The organism is Rahnella bruchi, from assembly GCF_003614975.1.
In the GTDB taxonomy this organism is placed as follows: domain Bacteria; phylum Pseudomonadota; class Gammaproteobacteria; order Enterobacterales; family Enterobacteriaceae; genus Rahnella; species Rahnella bruchi.
This window is the reverse complement of sequence record NZ_QZWI01000006.1, coordinates 79,615-104,974: the sequence shown is the minus strand read 5'-3', so window position 1 is coordinate 104,974 and position 25,360 is coordinate 79,615. Positions and strand designations below refer to the sequence as shown.

The following is a 25,360-nucleotide window of genomic DNA, read 5'->3' as shown; positions in this document are numbered from 1 at the left end:
ATTTTTCTTCGTAATTTGTCTCAGTATATCGGGAACAGGGCCTGGGTATTATCACAGTCACAAAAAAAGCGGCTGATTAGCCGCTTTAGTCGAAAACTGAGCGCTGATTACAGCAGATCAGAAATCATTTTTTCCAGTTTGCCCTGGTCGATAGCAAACTTACGGATGCCGTCAGCCAGTTTGTCGATAGCCATTGGATCCTGGTTGTGGTCCCAGTAGAACTGAGCTTCAGTCAGTGGCGCAGGACGTGGTTTGGTTTCGCCGGAGAAGGACAGTTTGCGCTCCAGCGGGCCTTCGCTTTCTGCCAGCTCTTTGAGCAGCGCAGGGGCGATTGTCAGACGGTCACAGCCAGCCAGTTCGATGATTTCGCCGATGTTACGGAAGCTTGCGCCCATCACGACAGTTTCATAGCCGTGTTGTTTGTAGTATTCGTAAATCTCGGTCACAGACACAACGCCCGGATCTTCATTCGGTGCGAACTCTTTCTTGTCGCCATTGGCTTTGTACCAGTCGAGGATACGGCCAACGAATGGAGAAATCAGGAACACGCCCGCTTCTGCACAAGCACGAGCCTGAGCGAAGGAGAACAGAAGGGTCAGGTTACAGTTGATACCTTCTTTTTCCAGTTTTTCCGCAGCGCGGATACCCTGCCAGGTGGAAGCCAGTTTGATCAGGATACGGTCGTTGGTGATACCCGCATCGTTGTAAAGTTTGATCAGACGTTTAGCTTTAGCCACGCTCGCGTCAGTGTCGTAAGACAGACGGGCATCAACTTCAGTAGAGATGCGGCCCGGTACCAGTTTCAGAATTTCCAGACCGATGTTTACTGCCAGTTTGTCAGCTGCATCAGTAATCTGCTGATCGTGATCGCTGCTCTGGTCACGTGCCCAGGCGATTGCTTCGTCGATCAGTTTACGGTATTCAGGAATTTGCGCAGCGCTGAGGATCAGTGACGGGTTGGTGGTCGCATCCTGCGGCTGGTACAACTTCATTGCCGCGATATCTCCGGTGTCAGCAACAACCTGAGTCATTTGGCGTAGGGAAGTCAGTTTATCGGTCATTTTGGCATATCTCATCGTTTGGACGTTTTCGTATAGGCATTTTCATGCCTTGCCTTTGGCTGATGATAACATGCAAAAAGCCACGCGCAAGGCGCTTCTAACGGCATGCTCGGCTACGAACATCTATGGATTTCTCACCTTCCAAAACACACAAATTCAGCCAAATTGCATATGTCACCGGTTAGATAAAAAAGGTATGTTAGCCCTCCAAAATGGTCATTGCCCTTAAGCCAATTAATAAAAACGATGAAGGGTAAATCAACCAAGGACAATTCATGAATGACTTGCTGGATTTTTTCGACACAATTCTCTGGAGTACGATCCTGATTTACCTGCTGTTTGGCAGCGGTATTTATCTCACTTTCCGTCTTGGTTTCATTCAGTTTCGCCGCCTTGGCCACCTCTTCTCTCCGTCCCTTTTCAAACGCAGTGCCGATCCCCGCGGAACGTCACCCTGGCGTGTACTTTGCCTGAGTCTGGCCTCGCGGATCGGTACCGGTAATCTGACCGGCGTGACGATTGCGATTGTGCTCGGCGGGCCGGGTGCCATTTTCTGGATGTGGATTATTACCGTCTTCAGCATGGCTACCGCGCTGATAGAAAACACGCTGGCCCAGATATATAAAGGCACCAGTGCGCGTAACAAATTTCGCGGTGGTCCGGCAGATTACATGGAGAAAGGTCTGGGAATGCGCTGGATGGGGATCCTGTTTTCCTTCCTGATGGTGATTTCCTGCGGCTTTATTTTCAGTGCGTTACAGGCAAATTCGATTGCGCAGGCCTCGTTTCATCTTCTGCATGTTCCGGTGCTGACCACTGCCTGTATTTTGTCGGCACTGGTAGCCACGCTGATTTTCGGTGGAATTCGCGCCGTCACCTGGCTGTCCAAATGGATGATCCCTCTGATGACTTTCGCCTATTTGCTGCTGGCCGTTTGGATCATTGGCCACCATGTCGAAAAACTTCCACAGGTGTTCGCACTGATTTTCAAAAGCGCTTTCGGGTTGCAGGAAGCTGCGTCCGGCGCACTGGCGTATGGCGTAACCCAGGCAATTACTCAGGGTATGCAGCGTGGAGCGTTCGCCAGTGAAGCCGGTGTTGGTTCATCGCCAAATGTGGCGGCAATGGCGGCAGTCAGCCATCCGGCGGCATCGGGATTTAACCAGATGCTGGCGGTATTGATAGATACAGTGGTGATTTGCACGGCCACTGCGCTGATTATTTTAACCTCCGGCGCACTGGATATTCCCGGAGAATCCACAGGGATTAGCCTGCTCCGCCTGGCCATAGACCCGACAATGCCCGGCTGGAGCTCGTTTGTCCTGGCGATACTGGTGTTCTCTTTTGCGTTTACCTCCATAGCCGGTAACTATGTCTATGCCGAAAACAATCTCAGTTTTGTTCATAGTGCCGCGCCGGTTAAATTGCTGATTTTCAGGCTTCTGGTGATTGCGATGGTTTTTGGCGGCTGCCTGATGGAACTTCAGATGCTTTGGAAACTGGCTGATATCTTCATGGCGCTGATGGCCATACTGAATCTCACCGCTTTGCTGCTGCTTTCCGGTATCGCGATAAAAGTGGTTAAGGATTACGAACGTCAGCGGCGGATGGGGAAAATACCGGTCTTTAATCCTGATCATTACCCTGAATTGCGCGGTCAGCTTGAACCGGGCGTGTGGGATAAAATGTCTTCGCCACGCTGATTTTCTACGCTTTTGCCTATTATTATCATGCCCCCATCGCAGTGACTTTTTTGCTACAGTATGGCAACGAAAATTTCTGAATTTGAACCGTCACTGACCAACGGACGAGATTATGCTGACCATTATTTCACCTGCTAAAACGCTCGATTACGAAAGCCCGCTTGCGACAACGCGCTATACACAACCGGAGCTGCTGGATAAATCCAGTCAGCTGATTACCGTGGCGCGCAAAATGTCCCCTGCGCAGATATCTTCACTGATGGGGATCAGCGATAAACTGGCTCATCTCAACGCCGAACGTTTCAATGACTGGCATCCGGATTTCAACCCGAAAAATGCCCGTCAGGCGCTTCTCGCCTTTAAAGGTGATGTGTATACCGGCCTGCAGGCGGAAGATTTCAGCGAAAAAGATTTCGATTTTGCCCAAAAACATCTGCGCATGTTGTCCGGTTTATACGGCCTGCTGCGCCCGCTGGATTTGATGATGCCTTATCGTCTGGAAATGGGGATCCGTCTGGAAAACCCTCAGGGCGCAAATCTGTATGCATTCTGGGGCGAGTTACTGACTGAAAAACTTAACCAGTTACTCAGCGAGCAAAAAAGCAAAGTGCTGGTGAATCTGGCGTCTGACGAATACTTCAAAGCAGTGAAACCGAAACTGCTGGATGGCGAAATCATCAAGCCGGTATTCCTCGACGAGAAGAACGGTAAATACAAAGTCATCAGCTTCTACGCCAAAAAAGCGCGTGGTCTGATGAGCCGCTTCATTATCAAAGAGCGTCTGGATAAGCCGAAACAGCTTCAGGATTTCAATCTGGAAGGTTACGAATTTGATGAATCACGTTCGCAGGGCAATGAGCTGGTATTTACCCGCCCTGAACGCTGATTGTACTGAGCTGTAACATAAAAAAGCCCTCACGAAGAGGGCTTTTGCATTTCTGAATCAGCGTTTTTATTCAGGCAGCGCCATCAGGAATGCACGCATTTCGCTGAAATCGGCCGGAAGATTGTGCGACAGCAAAGGCAGATCCGCGCGGTCAGCCAGTTCTTTTGGCAAACCGATGTCCTGATCCAAAATCGCTTCCACGCTTTCCTTAAATTTCGCCGGATGCGCAGTACCGATGAACAGGCCGAATTCACCCGGTTGCAGCTGATCACGCAGTACACGGTAAGCAATCGCCGCATGAGGTTCAGAGATATAACCGATATTCGCCAGCTCACGCATCGCGTCTTCGGTGGTGTCATCGCTGACCGCGCCAAAGCCCAGATCTTTCAGCTGCCAGGTCTTACGACGATACAGCTCTTCCACACGTGGCCAGTTATTTGGCTGGCTGACATCCATGGCGTTTGAAAGCGTCGCAACTGTTTTCTTCGGTTCCCATTCCCCGTTACTCAGGAAACGCGGCACCGTGTCGTTGGCATTGGTCGCAGCAATGAAACGTTTGACCGGCAGGCCGAGAGATCTCGCCAGCAGACCGGCCGTCAGGTCACCGAAGTTGCCGCTTGGCACGGAAATCACCAGCTGATTACGCGCTTCCTGTGGCAGCTGAGCGACCGCTTCAAAGTAGTAGCAGATCTGCGCCAGCAGACGGCTGATATTGATGGAGTTGGCCGAGTTCAGCTTCAGAGCGTGTTTCAGTTCTTCATCATCAAACGCCTGTTTGACCAGCGCCTGGCAGGCATCAAAGTCACCGTCGATAGCGACAGTATGAATGTTGCCGCCCAACGTACAGAACAGTTTTTCCTGCAGCGGACTGATTTTGCCGCGCGGATAAAGGATCACGACGCGCACATTTTTCAGACCATGGAAGGCGTGAGCCACTGCTGCGCCGGTATCGCCGGACGTTGCCGTCAGAATGGTCACCGGCTGGTCACCTGAAACCTGCGTCAGGATCTGCGCCATGAAGCGGCCACCGAAATCTTTAAACGCCAGGGTCGGGCCGTGGAACAGCTCCAGACAGGCAATATCATCTTCCACTTTGGCAACAGGCGCCGGGAAAGCAAACGCGTTTTTCACGCGCTGATGTAATTCTTCTTCCGGAATTTCATCGCCGATGAAAGCAGAAAGAATGCGGCTGCTGCGGGTGACGAAATCCAGTTCCAGCAAACGGTCGATTTCAGTCAGTTCAAATTCAGGCAGTTCCAGCGGGAAGAATAAACCCTGCTGTTTTCCAAGGCCTTGTTTGACGGCCTGAGCAAAGCTGACCTGCTCGTTGTGATCCTTCAGGTTGTACAGTTTCATTAGTTATCCCAATAAATTAACGAGTTATCCCAATACCCGCGCGCCCGCGGTATCAAGACGACAAATATGAACAAAGCCTTCGTCATTTTGCAGATAATGCGTCTGCAACCAGTCAGCCATACGTTTCGCTGTTGCGCTGTCATTACAAACTGCAAACAGCGTCGGACCGGAACCGGAAATCCCGCAAGCCAGTGCACCGATTTCTTCTGCGGCGCTGCGCGCTTCGGCAAAGCCCGGCAGCAGACGGGTGCGGTAAGGTTCAGCAATCACATCTTTCATCAGTTTTGCAGCCAGCGCAGGTTGCTGTGTGTGGCAGGCATGAATAAAGCCCGCCAGATAGCGACCGTGGCTGATGCAATCCTGACGGCGGTACTGCGCGGGTAAAATAGCACGCGCCTCTGCCGTCGAAACTTTGATGCCAGGATACGCCATCACCCACAGCCAGTCGTCAAAGCTTGGCACGTTCTGGCTGATGATATCGAGCTCTTCGAGCATCAGCTGTATGCCGCCCAGATAGCATGGCGCGACATTATCGAAATGCACACTGCCGGAAATACGCCCTTCCAGCTCGCCCATCAGCATCAGCATCTGGTTTTCATTCAGTGGTTTACCGCAAAATTCATTCATCGCCATCAGGCCTGCGACCACCGAACAGGCACTCGAACCTAATCCGGAACCGATTGGCATGTTTTTTTCCAGCGTCATCGCCACCGGAACTTCCTTGCCGATTTCCTGACAGAAACGCTGCCAGCACTGATAAACGATATTGTCTTCCATGCGGTCAGGCAGTTTGGAGACAAACTTGCCTTCGTTTTTCAGACTGAATTCTGTGGCCGCTTCAACAGAAACGCAGTCGCCCAGCAGCGTGCCATCTACCGGAGACACGGCCGCGCCCAGAACATCGAAGCCTACGCTGACGTTCCCGATTGAAGCCGGGGCATACACCTTAACCATATTAAACTCCTAACTTCCATGACAGCGTTCTCAAAAGATCGGCAAACACACCTGCCGCCGTCACATCATTCCCGGCACCGTAGCCACGCAGAACCAACGGCAACGGCTGATAATAGCGGCTGTAAAACGCCAGCGCATTCTCACCATTTTTTACTTTATATAGCGGGTCATTACCATCGACGGCGTCGATTTTTACCTTGCACTGACCGTCTTCGATAGCTCCGACATAACGCAATACTTTGCCTGCGGCAGTGGCTTCGGCGACGCGCTGAGCAAACTCCGCATCCAGTTCTGGCAAATGCGCGACAAATTCATTCACGTTTCCTTCGCTGTTGAAAGAAGCCGGTAAAACAGACTCCACATCGATATCTGACAACTCGAGTTTGTAACCCGCTTCACGGGCCAGAATCAGCAATTTACGCGCCACGTCCATACCGGAAAGGTCATCACGCGGGTCCGGTTCGGTATAGCCCATCTCCTTCGCCTGCAAGGTCGCGGCTGACAATGACATGCCTTCATCCAGCTTACCAAAGATGAAGGACAGCGAGCCGGAAAGGATACCGGAGAAACGCAGCAACTCATCACCGGCATTCAGCAGGTTTTGCAGGTTCTCGATAACTGGTAAACCCGCGCCGACGTTGGTGTCGTAAAGGAACTTACGGCGTGAACCATCCGCCGCTTTGCGCAGCTGATGGTAGTAATTCATCGACGAGGTGTTGGCCTTTTTGTTTGGCGTAACCACATGGAAACCGTCGGCGAGGAAATCAGCGTACTGATCGGCAACTTCCTGACTCGAGGTACAGTCAACGATCACCGGATTCAGCAAATGATATTCTTTCACCAGACGGATCAGACGCCCCAGATTCAGCGGCTCTTTCGCAGCCCCCAGTTCATCGCGCCAGGTATCGAGCGCAATGCCGTGAACATTGGTCAGCAATGCACGGGAGTTAGCGATACCGCAAACGCGCAGATCGATATGTTTGGTTTTCAGCCACTGCTGCTGGCGGCGGATCTGTTCGATCAACGCCCCGCCCACGCCGCCCACGCCGATCAGGAACACCTCGATCACCTGATCGGTGTTGAACAGCATCTGATGGCTCACGCGCACGCCTGTGGTGGCATCGTCATTATTAACGACAACGGAGATAGATCGTTCCGAAGAGCCCTGAGCAATCGCGACAATATTGATGTTGGCGCGGGCCAGAGCCGAGAAGAATTTCGCCGAGATACCGCGCAGGGTACGCATACCGTCGCCGACGACGGAGATCACCGCCAGCTTTTCCATGACGTCCAGCGGCTCAAGCAGGCCATCTTTCAGCTCAAGATAGAACTCATCTTCCAGCGCTTTACGCGCACGTTGCAGCTCGCTTTGCGGCACACAGAAACTGATGCTGTATTCGGAAGAAGACTGGGTGATCAACACAACAGAAATCCCTGAACGGGACATCACGGCAAATACGCGCGCGGCCATGCCGATCATCCCTTTCATTCCCGGACCGGAAACGTTGATCATCGCCATGTTATTCAGATTAGTGATGCCTTTTACCGGCGTGCTGTCATCAAGACTTTCGCTGCCAATCAGAGTCCCCGGCGCCTGCGGGTTAGTGGTGTTTTTAATCAGGCAAGGGATCTGGAACTGAGCAATCGGCAGGATGGTACGCGGGTGAAGGACTTTCGCGCCAAAATACGAAAGTTCCATCGCTTCCTGATACGACATGGATTTCAGCAAACGGGCATCCGGCACAGTGCGCGGATCACAGGTATAAACGCCGTCAACGTCAGTCCAGATTTCACAGCAGTCTGCGCGCAAACAGGCGGCCAGCACGGCGGCAGAATAGTCGGAACCATTACGGCCCAGCACGACCAGTTCGCCCTTTTCATTACCGGCAGTGAAACCGGCCATCAGCACAATGTGATCAGCGGGAATGGCGCTGGCAGCAATACGACGGGTGGATTCGTTGATATCCACGGTGGATTCGAGGTAATGCCCCTGAGCAAGCAGTTTTTCAACCGGATTGATGACGGTAACGCCAAACCCTTTTGCCAGAAATACCGCTTCCATGATGGCGATAGAAAGCTTCTCGCCACGACAGATAATGGATGCGTTCACGCTGTCAGGGCATTGGCCGAGCAGGGTAATACCATGCATCAGCTGTTTAAGCTGGGCGAATTCCTGATCGACAAACGCTTTCACTTTCGGCAAATCGAAGCCTGGCTGCGCGACTGCCAGACCGGTAATCAACTGACCAAAAATGTTTTCTGCATCGCTCATGATGGTCTGAATGTCCTGTCCGGCGACAGTTCGATCAATCATGGCAACCAGATAGTTGGTAATTTTGGCAGGCGCGGATAATACCGTTGCGACCTGTCCCTGACGCGCATTGCTTTCCATAATGTCCGCAACCCGCAAGAAGCGTTCTGCGTTTGCTACCGAGGTCCCGCCAAATTTCAACACTCGCATTTCTGGTTCTCTCCTCAAGCTCTCGTTTAAATGTAAAAAAAAAGCCCGCACTGGTTAGGTGCGGGCTTTTTTTCTTTTTCCTGTACGCGTCAGCCCGCCCCGTTACCTGTGGTATCGGTGGTGGTAATAATTGTTGTATTCAGGCTGATGATTCGCATTTTTATTTTCTGTCTGTCTTATGGTTTTACTCTGTCTGCCTCTATTAGCTAAAGCATAAGGCACCACAAGTCAATTTTTTTCTGTTTTTGACCGGTTAGTCACGGACAAAATCAACTGTAGAATTCTCTGCCATTAAAACCCTTTCCAGTACGATCACCAGCTCTGTGCTTATCATGCCGGATATCGAACTGTTCACGCAGAAAATCCCCTCACATCATGAGGTCAGCTTTTTTTCGATGTCATGCAGCAAAGTATGCAGCATCGCGGCGTCTCGCTGCTGCAAAAGACCGAGGCGCTGATGCAGCCAGTCGGCCAATTTCTGGTCATCTTCTGCCCCGACATTTTCCAGCAAACGTCCGACTCTGGCACGTAATGCTGAAAGCTGCCCCGCCTCGGCAGTCTCAGGTTTTACCGACGTGACCTGGTTCAGAGAAGAGAGCTGATAACAGAAAACCATCACTGCCTGCCCCAGATTGAGCGACGGGTAATCTGCCACCATCGGTACGCCGGTCAGTACATCCGCCAGCCCGAGTTCTTCATTCGTCAGACCCGAATCCTCACGACCAAACACCAGCGCAGCATGATTCACCCACTGGCTCTTTTCTTCGAGCTGCACCTGTAATTCCTGTGGCGTGTAGTAATAGTGAAATTTAGCCCGACTGCGGGCGGTCGTGGCAACGGTAAAATCTATGTCAGCCAGTGCTTGCGCCAGAGTATTGAAATGGAGCGCATTTTGCAGGATCTCCTGCGAACCATGCGCAACCCAGCCGGCTTCTGGCTTGAGATGTGCCTCGCTGTCCACAATACGCAACGATGCGAAACCCATGGTTTTCATTGCACGGGCTGCCGCACCGACATTTTCCGGGCGAGCCGGGGAAACTAAAATAATATGAAGTTGCATGTCGTGCCTTTGCAAAGGGGGGAAAGAAATTGCCGTCCGTATTTAAGCGATGAAATTTCACCCTGTTCCAAATCTATTCATAGCTTATATTCTTCACAAGAACTTAACAGTCGGCTCAATATATTCCTTTATTTTATCGGAAAACGTTACCCTGCAGGTAAAAAAGGTGCTGGCCTGATTAAGCCAGCATGAATGAAAAATTTATCATTATTTTTCATATGGATACATAATAAAGAATCATCACGATTTTGCATTTATCTTTCGATTCTTAATCATTTGCTGAATCGTGTACAATAAATGCCGAAATGTGACTCAAGCGTGCATTCTTGTAAGTGTTTTTCACTGTTCTGTTACCGTGCTACAATTGAACTTGATATATGTCAACAAACCGTAATTTTGTTGAGTGGTAATTTCGGCACTCGCTGTTATATTGCTGTTAATAGGGTTAGGATATGCGCCGCTTTAGGACCCCGTGGAACTGCAGAAAGTGGAATCCCTGACCGAGCTTGCGATGTTGTTGTCGTTGATGGAAATTGCATCGAGAACGCGTTTACGTACTTTAGTCATGTAACGAGTGAGATGTCCAAAAAGGCATCAAAATTCTTTGGGATAACAAGGACTTCTGTACTCCTATTTTCTATTTGTTGGCAATCTTAGGTAGCAATCATGCAGACCCCTCACATTCTGATCGTCGAAGACGAGTTAGTGACACGTAATACGTTAAAGAGCATTTTTGAAGCAGAAGGCTACATGGTACATGAAGCTAATGATGGCGCAGAAATGCACCACATTCTGTCTGAAAATGACATCAATCTGGTTATCATGGACATCAACCTGCCAGGCAAAAACGGCCTGCTGCTGGCACGCGAATTACGCGAACAAGCCAGTGTTGCTCTGATGTTCCTGACCGGCCGCGACAACGAAGTTGATAAGATTCTGGGTCTTGAAATCGGCGCTGATGATTACATCACTAAGCCGTTCAACCCGCGCGAACTGACTATCCGCGCACGCAACCTGCTTTCCCGCACCATGAATCTGGGCACGACCGGCGAAGAACGTCGTCTGGTTGAAAGCTACAAATTCAATGGCTGGGAACTCGATATCAACAGCCGTTCGCTGGTGAGCCCGCAGGGTGAGCAATACAAGTTACCGCGCAGCGAATTCCGCGCCATGCTGCACTTCTGCGAAAACCCGGGCAAGATCCAAACCCGTGGCGACCTGCTGAAGAAAATGACCGGCCGTGAGCTGAAGCCTCATGACCGTACCGTTGACGTCACCATCCGTCGCATCCGTAAACATTTCGAAGCGACGCCTGACACCCCTGAAATCATCGCCACCATTCACGGCGAAGGCTATCGTTTCTGCGGTGATCTGGAAGACTGATACAGCAGGTTGCCAACCGAACTGTATCCGGTAAGATAAAACGTCAAAGGCCAGCGAAAGCTGGCCTTTTGTTTTGTGTTAATTGTTGAGAACTCAGGTTGTTGAGAACTCAGGGAGCGGCATGCGCCCAAGGAATAATCGGCACAGCGCTGAGCGCATTTTTCGGTGAACCATCCACCACTTTATCGGAATAACTCAGGTAGATAAGCGCGTTACGTTTCTCATCATAAAAACGAACCACCTGCAGCTTTTTAAACACCAGCGATGTGCGCTTCTGAAAAACAACGATTCCCTTGTCTTTGCCTTGCTTAATCTTATCGCTCAGCTCAATCGGCCCCACCTGCTGACACGAAATCGCCGCATCGGCGGTATCTTCAGCCAGACCTAACCCCCCCTTAATGCCGCCGGTTTTCGCACGACTGATATAACAAGTTACATTTTTAATATCAGGATCATCAAAGGCCTCCACGACAATCTTATGGTCGGGGCCAAAGAGTTTGAAGACGGTATCGACCGAACCGATCTGCTCTGCATGCGCTGCCGTAGAACAAAAAGCAAACATCGAAAAAACAAAAATCCAACATCTATTCATTAAGTTACTCCACGTCATTAGCATGACGTTGTTTTCTAAAGAAACCCTACAGGGAAAGCGTGTATTCACACTTTCGGAATGAAATACTCTGTAACACAGTCAAATAGCACAGATAGCCAAAAAATTCTTAGGAAGTCTTATCGGTAAAAAGTTGTTATTATGCCGCCCATCATTCTGTGCATTTATCTTAGTTCAACGAGGACGATCTATGGATCAAGCAGGAATCATTCGTGACCTTCTTAGCTGGTTAGAAACCCATTTAGACCAGCCCTTGTCACTCGACAATGTTGCAGCCAAGGCCGGCTATTCCAAATGGCACCTGCAGCGCATGTTTAAAGATGTCACTAATAATGCTATTGGCGCTTATATCCGTGCCCGCCGCCTTTCTAAAGCGGCCGTCGCTTTGCGTCTCACCAGCCGCCCGATTTTAGATATCGCCCTTCAGTATCGTTTTGATTCACAACAAACATTTACCCGGGCATTCAAAAAACAATTTGCACAAACACCGGCACTGTATCGTCGTGCTGAAGACTGGCATTCGTTCGGGATTTGTCCGCCAATCCGTCTGGGTGCGTTTATTCTTCCCCAGCCTGAATATATCTCACTGCCGGAACAGCATCTTGTCGGGATGACACAAAGTTACGCCTGTACGCTGGAGCAAATCACCACGTACCGTAACGAGATGCGTCGTCATTTCTGGCGTCAGTATATTGGTGAAGCGAAAACGCTGCCGCCAATTCTTTATGGCCTGCACCATTCACGTCCAAGCCAGGAAAAAGATGACGAGCAGGAAGTATTGTACACGACCGCGCTGGAAGCTCAGCACTTGCCGGAAAACGTTGAAGGTCAGCCGATTGTATTGCAGCACGGCGAGTACGCCATGTTCCACTACAATGGCACTCCGGAGCATTTGCAGGAATTCATTCTGACGTTGTACAGCACGTGTCTGCCAACATTGAAACTGACCCGCAGAAAGGGACAGGATATCGAACGCTTTTATACGAATGGCCGTGCTCCTGGCACCGCGCCAACCGAAATACAGTGTGATTACCTGATCCCAATCCGCCGCTAACGCCTTCTGGCGTTAGCGTTGCAACTCGTCTAACGCGGGCAGTTCCAGATGTGAGACATCGCCCGCCGTTTCCACAATCCAGCCATTCGCCAGCCAGGCACTTTGCTGGTGATCGACACGCGAAAGTGAACAGTTGCGCAGGCGCAGACGACGTTCGGCATAAGCAGGCAGCCCGAGGATCGTACTGATCAGACAGCCCAGCGCAATGCCATGGCTGACCAGCAAAGGCTTACTTCCTTCAGGCAAAGCCAGGCAGCTGTCGAGCGCCGCACGCATACGCGCAGCCAGCTCCGTCATCGTTTCACCGTCAGGAATACGCCCTTGCGGTGAACCATCGACCATCTGCTTACGCCACACTTCTTCCTGATCCGTCAGGCCGTCCAGAATACGTTCTTCCAGCACGCCCATATGTAATTCGCGTAATCGCGGCTCGTTGATCACTTCACACCCGCAGGCATCAGCGATAATCTGCGCCGTGTGGCGGGTACGTCCTAAGTCACTGGTGATGACGTGAGTGATCCCTTCATTACGCACACGCTCAGCAACCTGACGAGCCTGATAAAGACCTTTAGCCGTCAGAGGGCTGTCTGATTGCCCCTGAATACGGCGTGCGGCATTCCATTCTGTTTCGCCATGACGGACGAGATATACCTGTAACATGAGTGTTTTCCGTTATACTGCGTGAAATTTGCTAAAGGATGCTAAAACTCTATGTACCATGTTGTCGCTGCAACCACTAACCCGGCAAAAATCAAAGCTATCGCCATGGCTTTTGAAGATATTTTCGGCGCTGAGGCATTCCGCATTGAAGGCGTTGACGTCGACAGTGGTGTTCCCAATCAACCCATCGGCAGTAATGAAACCCGTACCGGAGCGCGTCATCGCGTCATCGGCGCCCGCCAGGTTTGCCCCGAAGCAGACTTCTGGGTCGGTGTGGAAGCGGGTATCGAAGACAATATGACCTTCGCGTGGATGGTAATTGAGAATATGCACCAGCGTGGTGAATCCCGTTCAGCAAGTCTGATGTTACCTGAAATTATTTTACAAGGAATTAACCAGGGCAGCGAACTGGGAGATGAGATGGAAAAACTGACGGGTATCGTGGAAGTAAAACGTAAAGGCGGAGCTATCGGCGTCTTTACAGCGGGAAAATTGACCCGCACCAGCGTTTATCATCAGGCGCTGGTACTGGCTTTAGCGCCTTTTCATAATTCGGTATATCAGGTCAGAACCCAAACACACTAAAACATCCGACGGTAACGGACGCTTCAGTCGTCCGTTTTGTCTGTCAGCAGTTGCTCACTCAGCCATTCTTTGAGTTCCGCCGGTGCCGTTTTCAGCCCATTCGAACCACGGGTAATCGTGGCAATACCCGCACCCAGTTGGCTTTTCAGCTCACGCTGACTCAATTCTCCGCGCATCAGTTCCTGAATAATCCGCACCCGCGTACCCAGCGCCGCACGTTCGTCGGGCGTAAGCAGCAGTTGCAGCAAATCCTGATGCAGATTTTCAGCAAAAGATTGCTGCAGCAATGCCAGGAAGCATTGCCAGTCCTCATTGCCTTGTTGGGAAAGAGCAGGGTCATTGATTAGTCGTTGGGTCATAATGGCTGCCATACTATTAAACTAGTACAGCAGCTTATCATAAACGACGTGGGATCAGTAACGCCTCTGCCATTCGGCATCCGTCAAAATCTTGGCGGGTTGATGTAAAAAATAACGATAAAACGCATCGTATGCCAACACATTTTTAACATATCGCCGAGTTTCAGAGAAAGGGATGCTCTCGATAAACGCGACCGAATCCACCCTGCCCGCGCTGTTCCCCAGCCAGGTATTCACGCGTGAAGGACCGGCGTTATAAGCAGCGCTGGATAAAATACGGTTGCGGCCAAACATCTGATAGACATATTCCAGATAGTTGGTACCGATTATAATGTTCATCTGCGGATCTAAAAGCTGTCCCGGATTGCTGTAACCCTGCAAGCCAAACATGTCCACCGTATGTTGCGCGGTGGCAGGCATCACCTGCATCAAACCGGAAGCGCCCACTGGCGAACGGGCTTTCGGATTCCAGGCACTTTCCTGACGCGCAATCGCCATCGCATAGCTTTGGGTTATGCCTTTGTCGTTGGTCGCACGACGGAATTCATCCGGCCATGCCAGCGGGAAACGTTCTTCGAGGTAATCCCACAGCTTGCCGGTAATAGTGGCTTGTACGCTAAGATCCGGCCATTTTTGCTCGAATGCATATCGCGCCAGCGCAGACTGTTGGGACTCCGTGCGGCTGCTGACCAGATAACTCCATTCGGTACGGGCCAGATTGTCCATCTGCCAGTACATCAGCTCCCGCACACGCGCCACTGCTGGCAATTTCGCAATGCTGGGATCCGGTTTCGTCGCGACAGAAATCTGCATCGGATAAGTGACATTCAGCTTTTGCGCCGCCGCCATCGGGTAGAATCCCCGCCCTTTCATTAACGTGCGCAGCATCGCTTCGCCCTGCGAGCGCTGACCGTTGTCGATCATCACTGATGCACGCCAGTATTGCCATTCGTCCTGTTGCAGGGCATCCGACGGCAGCCGTTGCAGCCACTGGTTCAGCCCCTGACGATCGCCCGAGGCCAGTGCCATACGGATACGGCGTTCGACAAGCGTGGTGGAGTGACTGCGCAGAATGACGCTATCGCGCCATGCGGCCTGTTCCGGTGTGGCATCGCTGCCCATATAACGCCAGGCAACGGCCTCTTCCAGATCCAGCCGTTCGCTGTCACTCATCTTCTGCAAACGCGCGAGAACCGGGATCATCGAACGGGCATTCTCGGAATCATCACGGGCAAGCCGGCTGAACGTAATGCTGGTCGCATTACGGGTAAAATCAGTCGGTCCGACATTGCGTGCAAAGCTTTCAAGGGTATTCGGATTATTTTGCAGATCGATAAGCGCATCGCGCATGGTCTGATAATCCGGCGGCAACTGTTTGGCCAGATAGCTGACCAGATTAGTGTTACCGGCTTTCATTGCCAGCCCGATGCGTTGCAGCGTCGTCAGCGCAGTCTGATTTCCTGCACCCTGCCAGACGGAGAATAATTTGTCGCAGGTATTAGGCAGCGATGTACCGGTAAGCCAGATATCTTTCGCACCATCGAACGCCGTTTTCTGATCGCCAGTCGCCCATTTTGCGTAATAGTAGTTACAGCGCGCCGCTGCTGGTTTTGGCGGTTGCGGGCTGAATGAAAGCAAACTGTTCCAGTCCTGACGGCGCGCCAGTTCATTCACATAGCGGGCTGGCAGGGAACGTGCCGGTGGCAATGTCGGATTCGCTTTCACAAACGCGTTGACCTGTGCTGGTGTCGCATCGCCCAGATCCTGCGTCAGCTGGCGGTATTCCAGATAAGGATAAAGAGGATAGTCTTCCAGCGTCGGCATCAGCTGGCTGACAACGTCCATCTGATTATTATCCCACGCCTGTTTAATCTGCATATAGTGCTGGCGTTGCGCGTCCAGCGAGTCAGCGTTCGCCACGCCCGATGCCGTCACCAGCAATACGCTCAGTGCCAGAGAGTGCCATTTGTCCACCTTGACCATACTTACCTTTATCCTCACGGGTTGTGCCGAAACTGTTCTGCATTGTGTAGACAGCCACTACGCTAATCGATTCATATTTAAAATTGAAGCGATGCAGGGACAGCATCACAAACTTTACACAGTGTGGTGCAAGCGACCGGCAGTTACCAGACGGCGGCAGATCTATTTTCTGTCACAGAACGTAGAGGTATGAATAATGGTGGCGGACGTTATACCCGCAGATAATTAGCGGTTATTTAGTGCTAATTAGCAAATAGATAGCACACTTACAATTTAAAATAAAATAACCACACTGACAAAACTCAGCTTTATTTACATCACTTTACCCAGACATCTAATTCCTAAACAAACCTTAAATGACCCGTAAATAATACGCAAATTCATAATTTTTCTATGATATTGTTTTTAAACAATTTTTATTATTAATTACAGCATAAAAAAGTATTTTTTGGCTCAGATCAAATTTATTCCTACCTGATTAATTATTATCACACCCTATTGAAAAATTGTTTTAATGATATTCACTATTTCATCGTCAGGATTGAAATATTAATAACAGCCCAGTTCTTTGCTTATGGAAAAGTATATGACTCATTCAGCTTCATCTGTAAAAACGAATGCCAGCCCGTCCTCGTCTGCAGCAGCAGAAAACAAAAACTGGTATCAGATTAGTAGTAACGATGCGATGCAGCGTCTGGAAACCAGTGAAAATGGCCTGACGCGGCAGGAAGCCAGCGAGCGCCTGAAAAAATATGGCCCGAACGCCTTACCGGAAAAACAATCTAAAAGCGCCCTGATGCGTTTTCTGGCGCACTTCAATGATGTTCTGATTTACATCCTGCTCGCCGCCGCCGTGGTGACCGGCGCAATGGGACACTGGGTTGATACATTTGTGATCCTGGGCGTTGCCGTTATCAATGCGCTGATTGGTTTTCTGCAGGAGAACAGCGCAGAAAAATCCCTGAAAAGCATTCAGAATATGCTGTCCAGTCAGGCCGTCGTGATGCGTGACGGACAAGTTCAAACCCTCAATGCCGACCAGCTGGTGCCCGGCGATATCGTGCAACTGCGTCCCGGTGACAAAATCCCGGCTGACGTGCGTATCGTCAGCGCACACAATCTGCAGGTCGAAGAAGCTATCCTGACCGGCGAATCCACCGTCGTCATCAAAAACGCTCAGCTCATCGACGAAGAAGTCATGATCGGCGATCGCCATAATTTGCTGTTCTCCGGCACCATGGTAAGCGGCGGCACCGCCACCGGTGTGGTTTATGCCACCGGTCAGGACACCGAACTGGGTCACATCAGCCAGATGATGTCGGCGATTAAAGCGCAGCGCACCCCGTTGTTGCAGCAAATCGACAAACTGGGCAAAGGCATTTTCGCCCTGATCCTTCTGATGATGGCGTTCTTGTTTGTTTTCGCATTCATCCTGCGCGACATGCCGCTGGGCGAACTGCTGCTGTCGCTGATCAGTCTGGCCGTGGCGTCAGTCCCTGAGGGCTTACCGGCGATTATCTCAATTATTCTGTCGCTGGGCGTACAGTCGATGGCGCGTAATCACGCCATCATCCGCAAACTGCCGACCGTCGAAACGCTGGGCTCCATGACCGTCATTTGCTCGGATAAAACCGGCACGCTGACCATGAATGAAATGACCGTAAAAGCGGTGATTCTGGCAGACCGCGCTTACGATGTGGAAGGCGAAAGCTACCAGCCGAAAGGGCGCATCCTGGAAGAACTCTCGCAGCGCCAGGTGGATGTCATCAGTATGCCGGTGCTCAACACTTTCATCACTGTCGTGGATATTTGTAACGACAGCCAGCTGAATCAGGACGACAGAGGTCACTGGGGAATTACCGGCGGCCCGACGTCCGGCGCATTGAAAGTGCTGGCGGCGAAAGCCAATCTGCATACCGGTCAGGTTGAATCTCTGGATAAAATTCCGTTCGATTCCAAACACAAATACATGGCGACATTGCAACGGATTGGCGGCAAAACTCAGCTGTATGTGACCGGCGCCCCGGATGTGCTGTTCTCCCTAGCGACTGATGAACTGACGGAAAATGGCGTTCAGCCTTTCCGCCGCGAGTACTGGGAAGAAGAGATGGCGCGCTATGCCCGTCAGGGGCTGCGCATGGTGGCCGCCGCCATCAAAGATGAGCCGCAAATTGAGGGCGACCTGAACCACGACCACCTGCAACAAGGGCTGGTGTTCGCAGGTATTGCCGCCATGATGGATCCGCCGCGCCCTGAAGCCATTGATGCTATTGCGCAGTGTCAGCAGGCCGGGATCCGCGTGAAGATGATCACCGGTGACCATCAGGAAACTGCGATGGCTATCGGCAAAATGTTAGGCATCGGCAACAGCGGTGACTCCATTACCGGCTATCAGCTAGAGCATATGGATGACGCTGAGCTGGCCGTCGCCGCCAGCCAGTACGATATTTTCGCCCGCACCAGCCCTGAGCATAAATTACGTCTGGTGAAAGCCCTGCAGGAAACCGGCGAAGTGGTCGGCATGACCGGCGATGGCGTGAATGACGCGCCAGCGCTGAAACAGGCGGATGTCGGTATCGCCATGGGTATCAAAGGCACCGAAGTCACTAAAGAAGCCGCTGACATGGTACTGACTGATGACAACTTTGCGACCATCGCCAGCGCGGTGAAAGAAGGGCGTCGCGTATACGACAACCTGAAGAAAACCATTCTGTTCATCCTGCCGACAAACCTCGCGCAGGGGCTGCTGATTATTCTGGCGATTCTGGCCGGTGCGGTGATTCCGCTGACGCCTGTCCAGATCCTGTGGATGAACATGGCGACCTCCACCACGCTGTCCTTCGGTCTGGCCTTTGAGCCGGCAGAAAAAGGCATGATGCGCCGCCGCCCGCGCCCGCCGGGTCAGCACGTTCTCGACCTGCACGCCGTCTGGCGTATCGCTTTCGTCGGTATTCTGATTGCCTGCAGCGCCTTCGTTCTCGAAGCCTGGATGCAGCCGCAGGGCTACAGCAGCGATTTGATCCGCACCGTGCTGTTGCAGACGCTGGTTACCGCACAGTGGGTGTACATGTTTAACTGCCGCGTGATGGACCGCTTCCCGCTGAGCCGTGAAGTGTTCGTTAACAAAGGACTGTGGATTGTCTCCGGCGTGCTATTGCTCCTGCAACTGGCGCTGATTTATCTGCCGGTCATGAACTCTCTGTTCGGCACTGTGCCAATGCCGCTGAAATTCTGGGGTATCACCCTGATGGTCGGCGCGATGATCTTCGTGATTGTCGAAATTGAAAAATGGCTGGTTAACCGCTTTATCCGCAAGAAAGACTGAAACTGAAACTCTTGGCCGGGCTGCCTGTGGTAGCCCGGTTTTTAGCCTTTAAATAGTCACATTTCTGAAACTTTAGACGCCTTGGCGTTCAGTTCGTCTCAGAGATCACGCAAAACATCCCAATACCCTTCCAGCTGATTTACATCAATCTCACACCGCTTTATTACTCTCGCCAAGGGTATCCCTTTTCACAGCAATTGAGTTATGCCGCACTCCGGCAGCTTTAAAGGGATGGCCCCATCGCAATACGGTCAGTTTTATAAAAACGAGCCTCTCTGCTTCGCAGTTATACAGAGGCCAACAAACAGGTAACCCACAATGTCATCGCTCATTGTAGATAAGTGCTTTTACACACAGCTGGCATTGCATTCGCTCTTGCAACTTAACGGACAACACCAGAAAGACATTCTTTCGCTCAAGGACATCAACGAACTGCAAGCCGTATGCAATTCCCTGACGCCTGAAATCATCTTTGTGAATGAAGATTGTTTTACATCTGATGCGCCTTCCGGCCACGCCCTCAGGGGGGTGATCGACGCGCATCCCGGCACGCTTTTCTTTGTCTTTATCTCCAAAGAAAACCTGAATTATCAGAACTATGTGCCGATCCGTAAAAACATCATCATTTTGTCAAAATCCATCCGGACAACCACGATTTATCAGCTTATCGCTCACAACCTGCATCTGTCGCGGGTGGGTGAAACGGAACAAATGCTGGATCTTACGCCGGTCAGCCTGAGCCGGACGGAATCAAGCATTCTGAAAATGTGGATGTCCGGACTGAACACGGAAATTATTTCCCAACATCTGAACATCAAACAGAAAACTGTGGCCTCGCATAAAGGCAACATCAAGCGCAAGGTCAAGACACAGAATAAACAGGCTATATATCATGTTGTTAAGCTCACTGACATCCTGACTTCCGGCATGTTTGTGGGGCGTATTCAGCCATTACGTCCGGCCAGCGAACCGGATGAATTCACTGTTCCTTTCGGCTGAAAGCCTGCCCTCTTATCTGCAGCCAGCAACATTCTTGCCTTACTGTGAACCTGATGGTTGGGTACACGACTGAAACAAGCTAAACTTCGCAGTCGGAACCCTTATCAGTCATGCCGCAGTCAGGCGGGGCTGGCTTTAATTTGCCGCAGCGCCTGCCCTTCGCAGAAAGCGCGCGGCCCGCAGAAAGAGGCTCAAAACAACGTGGCTCAATACGTATATTCCATGCATCGCCTCGGCAAAATTGTTCCGCCGAAGCGTCATATTCTTAAGAACATCTCCCTGAGTTTCTTCCCTGGTGCCAAAATCGGTGTTCTGGGTCTGAACGGTTCAGGTAAATCCACCCTGCTGCGCATCATGGCCGGTATCGATACCGACATCGAAGGCGAAGCACGTCCGCAGCCTGATCTGAAAATCGGTTATCTGCCGCAGGAACCACAGCTGAACATGGAACACACCGTGCGTGAGTCCGTGGAAGAAGCCGTTTCTGAAGTCGTTGGCGCGTTAAAACGTCTTGATGAAGTCTATGCGCTGTACGCTGAGCCGGAAGCCGATTTCGACAAACTGGCCGCTGAACAGGGCCGTCTGGAAGAGATCATTCAGGCACATGATGGGCATAACCTGAACAGCCAACTGGAACGTGCTGCTGATGCGCTGCGTCTGCCAGACTGGGATGCGAAAGTCGCCACGTTGTCCGGTGGTGAACGCCGCCGTGTGGCTCTTTGCCGCCTGCTGCTGGAAAAACCAGACATGCTGCTGCTCGACGAACCGACCAACCACCTGGATGCAGAATCCGTGGCATGGCTGGAACGCTTCCTGCACGACTTCGAAGGTACCGTTGTGGCGATCACCCATGACCGTTACTTCCTCGATAACGTCGCCGGTTGGATCCTCGAGCTTGACCGCGGTGAAGGTATTCCGTGGGAAGGTAACTATTCCACATGGCTGGAACAGAAAGATGAACGTCTGGCGCAGGAAGCTTCTTCTGAAGCGGCCCGTCGTAAATCTATTGAGAAAGAGCTGGAGTGGGTTCGTCAGGGCGCGAAAGGCCGTCAGTCTAAAGGCAAGGCCCGTCTGGCTCGCTTTGAAGAGCTGAACAACACCGAATATCAGAAACGTAACGAAACCAACGAACTGTTCATTCCACCAGGTCCACGCCTGGGCGACAAAGTCGTCGAAGTGAAAAACCTGAGCAAGTCTTATGGTGATCGCGTTCTGATCGACGACCTGTCCTTCTCCGTACCGAAAGGCGCAATCGTCGGGATTATCGGTCCGAACGGTGCCGGTAAATCGACCCTGTTCCGCATGATGTCAGGCCAGGAAGAAGCTAACGGCGGCACCATCGAGCTGGGCGACACCGTGAAACTGGCGTCTGTGGATCAGTTCCGTGATTCTATGGACAACAGCAAAACCGTGTGGGAAGAAGTGTCTGGTGGTCAGGACATTATGCGTGTCGGCACCACTGAAATGCCAAGCCGTGCTTACGTTGGCCGCTTCAATTTTAAAGGTGTTGATCAGGGCAAACGCGTGGGCGAATTGTCCGGTGGTGAGCGTGGCCGTCTGCATCTGGCAAAACTGCTCCAGGTTGGCGGCAACATGTTGCTGCTCGATGAACCGACCAACGACCTCGACATCGAAACCCTGCGCGCACTGGAAAACGCCTTGCTGGAGTTCCCGGGCTGCGCGATGGTCATTTCCCATGACCGCTGGTTCCTCGACCGTATCGCGACCCACATCCTCGACTATCAGGATGAAGGTAAAGTCGAATTCTTCGAAGGTAACTTCACCGAATACGAAGAATACAAAAAACGTACTTTAGGTGCCGAAGCGTTAGAGCCGAAGCGCATCAAGTACAAAAAGATGATCAAGTAATCGTCTTTATAAAACAGCTAAGGCCCGGAAACGGGCCTTTTTTATATCTGCAATTTACTGAGACTTATCCCGCCAGCGCCTCGCTGTAACTCTTCGCAAAGCCATATTCCTCCAGCATAAAATCAATGAAACAGGCCAGCGCCGGTGAATTCAGTTTCCGCCCCGGATAAACCAGATACAGATCATTCCCTTCTGCTTCCCACTCCGGTAATACCCGTACCAGGGTTCCCTGTGCCACTTCGTCATGACATAAAAATGCCGGTAACAGCGTGATACCCGCGCCCGCCAGCGCGCATTCCCGCGCATACAACAAGTTGTCGGTGGTGTGCGCGGAGGGCAGCAGCCAGCGGTGATAGCTTTCACCATGATGCAGCACCCATTCCGACCAGGCCCGGTGTGCAATGCAGTGATGAGATGCCAGCTGTTGCGGCGTTTCAATTGCCGGATGCTGCGCCAGATACGCCGGTGACGCCAGCAGATAGCGCGGGCTGTGTCCCAGTTCGCGGCCAATCAGCGAAGAATCCTGCGGCTTACCGGTACGCAGCGCGATATCAAACCCTTCCTGCACCAGATCCACCATCGCATCTGAAACCGAGACTTCCAGTGACACATCGGGATAGCGCTTTTGAAATTCGACATTCACCCGCGCCAGCAGCGTTGCCCCCAATCCGGCAGGGCTGGTGATGCGCAGACGTCCGCTCGGGTTATCGCGCAGACGGCGGATCGCCAGCTCCGCCCGTTCGCTGGCCTGCATCATTTCCTGACAGTGGATCAGATAGCGTTCGCCGGCGAACGTCAGGTTCAGCTGGCGGGTGGTGCGGTTGAGTAACCGTATACCGACAGATTTTTCCAGCTGACTGATACGCTGACTGACGCTGGATTTGGGCAAACCGGCGCGGCTGGCGGCCTGGGTGAAACTGCCGCATTCCGCCACCAGCGCAAACAGCGCCATATCCTGTAATTGTTTAAACATGATTGTTCACCTGAGACGAACACTTTGTTAGTTATTGTCCATCTTATCAGCTTGTCGCACGAGGGCTAGACTGTCTGTATACCCGAAGCAATATATGGAGAAATTCTGATGTCTGTAAAAGCAATCGCAGTAAACCCGAAAGACCCGGCGCACTTTGTGGCTGTTGAATTACCACAGCCTGTCGCGAAAGATTACGATCTGCTGGTGGAAGTGAAAGCCGTGTCAGTTAACCCGGTTGATACTAAAGTACATAAAGGCGTGCAAAAAAGCGGTCTGGATGCACCTAAAGTGCTGGGCTGGGATGCCAGCGGTATCGTTAAATCGGTCGGCAGCGCGGTGAAAAATTTCAAAGCCGGTGATGAAGTCTGGTACGCAGGAGATATCACCCGCTCAGGCAGCAATGCGACTGAACAACTGATCGACTCGCGTATTGTTTCCCTCAAACCAAAAAGCCTGGACTGGGCGCAGGCCGCCGCTATGCCTCTGACCACGCTGACGGCCTGGGAATCGCTGTTCGAGCATCTCAAAATTCAGGAGGCTTCTGCAGATAAAACCCTGTTGATCATCGGCGGTGCCGGTGGCGTCGGATCGCTGGCGATCCCTTTTGCGTCGCTGCGCAGCAAAGTGAAAGTGATCGCGACAGCTTCCCGTCCCGAATCCGCACAATGGTGCCTGGATCGTGGTGCGGATCTGACCGTAAATTACAAAGATCTGAAAGGCGAACTGGCAAAACACGATATCAAACAGGTGGATTTCATTCTTTGCCTGAACGACACCGACGGTCACTGGGCAGCCATTACCGATCTGATCGCGCCGATGGGCCACATCTGTACCATTGTTGAAAACGAACATCCGCTGGATATGAACAAGCTGAAACTGAAAAGCGCCGCGCTGCACTGGGAACTGATGTATACCCGCAGCATGTTCACCACGCCGGATATTGCCGAACAGGGCGAGATCCTCAAACAAGTCGCCGCACTGGTCGACGAAGGGAAAGTACAAACGACGCTGAGCGAGACCCTTCACGGCCTGACCGTCGAAAGCATTGAAGCGGCACATGCCAAAGTGATCGACGGCCATATGCAGGGCAAAGTTGTCGTCGCGTTCTGATCCTGCCGGTCTGTCTGATCCTTTCACATAGAAATAAAAAAGCCCCGTCACTGTCATGGCGGGGCTTTTCTCATTCAGGCATTGCGTCAGTCAGGCGTGACGTCTATTCACCGTCATCCACTTTCTGCCATTTGGCGTCCGGGTCAAACGTCGTGAGCGCACGCGCTGCGGCATCGGTTTGCAGCCCGAGATCCTGCTGATAAATTTCGCCCCGCTGGTCGGTCATAAAACTGGTGACACCGGTATGGCCGTACACTGCTGGCCAGGCAATCAGCGCAAAGCCTTTGGTCATCTTGCCGTTTTCGATATAGCTGAAGGCACCGCCGCTGGCATTCGCCCCCTGCGACGTCAGAATGCGGTAATAATATCCGTGATAATCAGCCCCCGGCTGAGCATCGCCAAACGCAGGCCCCAGCGGGCTTGGCGCTTCGCCTTCTTTAACCGGCCAGTACAGGCCATCGTGCTGCCCTTCGGTGCTGATGAACCGCTGAGCGTATTCCCCTGCCGTTTGCTGATACTGGTGCTGGGCATCGGCATAAGCGGCCACCGCCTGAATGGCGGAAAGCTCATTACGACCTATCGTGCGGGTTTCAATTTCCGCCGCCCCGGCCACCATATCAAATGACCAGCCTTGCGCCGTCTGCTTCATCGGGATCGGCAACTGCCAGTTCTCCGTCCCGACATTCAGATGCGCAGTGTCGCCTTCGGTGGCAATCTTATGGCTGATTTTCCAGTCACGCAGGAAACGCGCAACTTCATCCGGATCGACATCTTTCTCAAGCAAATAAACCCGCCATTTATCGCCCAGAATCTTCTCCAACGCAGCGTCGTCATGGGTATTAATGGCTTTCACCAGCGCTTGCGCTGCCAGATCCGGACTGGTAAACATCTGCTGCGCGAAGCCAGTCAAAGGCAGTAATAACAAGCCTGCTGAAATCAACGTATTACGCAATGTCTTCATTTCCTTTC

Annotated in this window: 21 protein-coding genes and 1 other annotated feature; of the genes, 9 read left to right on the top strand and 12 right to left on the bottom strand. The window is 51.9% G+C overall.

Annotation, left to right across the window (positions count from 1 at the left end; translation table 11 throughout):
- Positions 1–107: 107 nt before the first annotated feature.
- Complete coding sequence (gene tal / locus D5398_RS12980; RefSeq protein ID WP_056777212.1) at positions 108–1,061, bottom strand: transaldolase; 954 nt, start codon at positions 1,059–1,061, stop codon at positions 108–110.
- 275 nt (positions 1,062–1,336) lie between these two features.
- On the opposite strand from tal, the gene D5398_RS12975 reads away from it, so the two are divergent.
- Together D5398_RS12975 and yaaA are read left to right on the top strand one after the other, a co-directional pair.
- Entirely contained in the window at positions 1,337–2,764 is a 1,428-nt protein-coding gene (locus D5398_RS12975) for an alanine/glycine:cation symporter family protein (RefSeq protein WP_120508011.1), read from the top strand.
- Positions 2,765–2,876: 112 nt separating this feature from the next.
- Positions 2,877–3,650 (top strand): peroxide stress protein YaaA, encoded by a 774-nt coding sequence (gene yaaA, locus D5398_RS12970; protein WP_120508010.1) that lies wholly within the window; start codon positions 2,877–2,879, stop codon positions 3,648–3,650.
- Positions 3,651–3,716: 66 nt separating this feature from the next.
- Here yaaA and thrC read toward each other — a convergent pair whose 3' ends face one another.
- From thrC to D5398_RS12945, 5 genes are all read right to left on the bottom strand, one after another.
- Positions 3,717–5,006, bottom strand: a complete 1,290-nt coding sequence (thrC, locus tag D5398_RS12965) for a threonine synthase (RefSeq protein ID WP_120508009.1) — start codon at positions 5,004–5,006, stop codon at positions 3,717–3,719.
- 24 nt (positions 5,007–5,030) lie between these two features.
- Positions 5,031–5,960: a homoserine kinase gene (thrB, locus tag D5398_RS12960; RefSeq protein WP_120508008.1), complete on the bottom strand. Its 930-nt coding sequence runs from the start codon at positions 5,958–5,960 to the stop codon at positions 5,031–5,033.
- 1 nt (position 5,961) lies between these two features.
- The gene (thrA, locus tag D5398_RS12955; protein ID WP_120508007.1) at positions 5,962–8,421 is read right to left on the bottom strand and encodes a bifunctional aspartate kinase/homoserine dehydrogenase I; all 2,460 of its coding nucleotides are present in this window, start codon (positions 8,419–8,421) and stop codon (positions 5,962–5,964) included.
- Between the two features lie 34 nt (positions 8,422–8,455).
- Positions 8,456–8,572, bottom strand: a sequence feature (Thr leader region).
- Positions 8,511–8,579, bottom strand: coding sequence for a thr operon leader peptide (gene thrL, locus D5398_RS12950; protein WP_071823645.1), 69 nt, complete (start codon positions 8,577–8,579; stop codon positions 8,511–8,513). (Overlaps the previous feature by 62 nt.)
- Positions 8,580–8,794: 215 nt before the next feature.
- On the bottom strand, positions 8,795–9,481 hold the full coding sequence (locus D5398_RS12945; RefSeq protein WP_120508006.1) for a tRNA/rRNA methyltransferase: 687 nt from the start codon (positions 9,479–9,481) through the stop codon (positions 8,795–8,797).
- A 666-nt stretch (positions 9,482–10,147) separates the two neighbouring features.
- Here D5398_RS12945 and arcA point away from each other — a divergent pair.
- Positions 10,148–10,864 carry a two-component system response regulator ArcA gene (gene arcA / locus D5398_RS12940; RefSeq protein WP_112168192.1) on the top strand — a complete coding sequence of 239 codons (717 nt, stop codon included), beginning with the start codon at positions 10,148–10,150 and terminating at the stop codon, positions 10,862–10,864.
- A 109-nt stretch (positions 10,865–10,973) separates the two neighbouring features.
- On the opposite strand, the gene creA is transcribed toward arcA, so the two are convergent.
- Positions 10,974–11,456: a protein CreA gene (gene creA, locus D5398_RS12935; protein WP_120508005.1), complete on the bottom strand. Its 483-nt coding sequence runs from the start codon at positions 11,454–11,456 to the stop codon at positions 10,974–10,976.
- A 208-nt stretch (positions 11,457–11,664) separates the two neighbouring features.
- Between creA and robA the strand changes: the two genes are divergently transcribed.
- Positions 11,665–12,528 (top strand): MDR efflux pump AcrAB transcriptional activator RobA, encoded by an 864-nt coding sequence (gene robA / locus D5398_RS12930; RefSeq protein ID WP_120508004.1) that lies wholly within the window; start codon positions 11,665–11,667, stop codon positions 12,526–12,528.
- A gap of 12 nt (positions 12,529–12,540) precedes the next feature.
- On the opposite strand, the gene gpmB is transcribed toward robA, so the two are convergent.
- Positions 12,541–13,188 carry a 2,3-diphosphoglycerate-dependent phosphoglycerate mutase GpmB gene (gene gpmB / locus D5398_RS12925; protein WP_120508003.1) on the bottom strand — a complete coding sequence of 216 codons (648 nt, stop codon included), beginning with the start codon at positions 13,186–13,188 and terminating at the stop codon, positions 12,541–12,543.
- Positions 13,189–13,239: 51 nt separating this feature from the next.
- Between gpmB and yjjX the strand changes: the two genes are divergently transcribed.
- Entirely contained in the window at positions 13,240–13,773 is a 534-nt protein-coding gene (yjjX, locus tag D5398_RS12920) for an inosine/xanthosine triphosphatase (protein ID WP_120508002.1), read from the top strand.
- A gap of 23 nt (positions 13,774–13,796) precedes the next feature.
- On the opposite strand, the gene trpR is transcribed toward yjjX, so the two are convergent.
- Together trpR and sltY are read right to left on the bottom strand one after the other, a co-directional pair.
- Positions 13,797–14,132 (bottom strand): trp operon repressor, encoded by a 336-nt coding sequence (gene trpR / locus D5398_RS12915; RefSeq protein WP_120508001.1) that lies wholly within the window; start codon positions 14,130–14,132, stop codon positions 13,797–13,799.
- A gap of 54 nt (positions 14,133–14,186) precedes the next feature.
- Positions 14,187–16,115 (bottom strand): murein transglycosylase, encoded by a 1,929-nt coding sequence (gene sltY / locus D5398_RS12910; protein WP_120508000.1) that lies wholly within the window; start codon positions 16,113–16,115, stop codon positions 14,187–14,189.
- Between the two features lie 586 nt (positions 16,116–16,701).
- Here sltY and D5398_RS12905 point away from each other — a divergent pair.
- From D5398_RS12905 to ettA, 3 genes are all read left to right on the top strand, one after another.
- A complete protein-coding gene (locus D5398_RS12905) occupies positions 16,702–19,440 on the top strand; it encodes a cation-transporting P-type ATPase (RefSeq protein WP_120507999.1) in 2,739 nt (912 codons plus the stop codon).
- A 318-nt stretch (positions 19,441–19,758) separates the two neighbouring features.
- A complete protein-coding gene (gene rcsA / locus D5398_RS12900) occupies positions 19,759–20,439 on the top strand; it encodes a transcriptional regulator RcsA (protein ID WP_120507998.1) in 681 nt (226 codons plus the stop codon).
- A 201-nt stretch (positions 20,440–20,640) separates the two neighbouring features.
- Positions 20,641–22,308, top strand: a complete 1,668-nt coding sequence (ettA, locus tag D5398_RS12895; protein ID WP_120508084.1) for an energy-dependent translational throttle protein EttA — start codon at positions 20,641–20,643, stop codon at positions 22,306–22,308.
- Positions 22,309–22,372: 64 nt separating this feature from the next.
- On the opposite strand, the gene D5398_RS12890 is transcribed toward ettA, so the two are convergent.
- The gene (locus D5398_RS12890) at positions 22,373–23,281 is read right to left on the bottom strand and encodes a LysR family transcriptional regulator (protein ID WP_120507997.1); all 909 of its coding nucleotides are present in this window, start codon (positions 23,279–23,281) and stop codon (positions 22,373–22,375) included.
- A 108-nt stretch (positions 23,282–23,389) separates the two neighbouring features.
- Between D5398_RS12890 and D5398_RS12885 the strand changes: the two genes are divergently transcribed.
- The gene (locus D5398_RS12885) at positions 23,390–24,391 is read left to right on the top strand and encodes a zinc-binding alcohol dehydrogenase family protein (RefSeq protein WP_120507996.1); all 1,002 of its coding nucleotides are present in this window, start codon (positions 23,390–23,392) and stop codon (positions 24,389–24,391) included.
- A gap of 103 nt (positions 24,392–24,494) precedes the next feature.
- Here D5398_RS12885 and D5398_RS12880 read toward each other — a convergent pair whose 3' ends face one another.
- Positions 24,495–25,352 carry a DUF2950 domain-containing protein gene (locus D5398_RS12880; protein WP_120507995.1) on the bottom strand — a complete coding sequence of 286 codons (858 nt, stop codon included), beginning with the start codon at positions 25,350–25,352 and terminating at the stop codon, positions 24,495–24,497.
- Positions 25,353–25,360 lie beyond the last annotated feature (8 nt).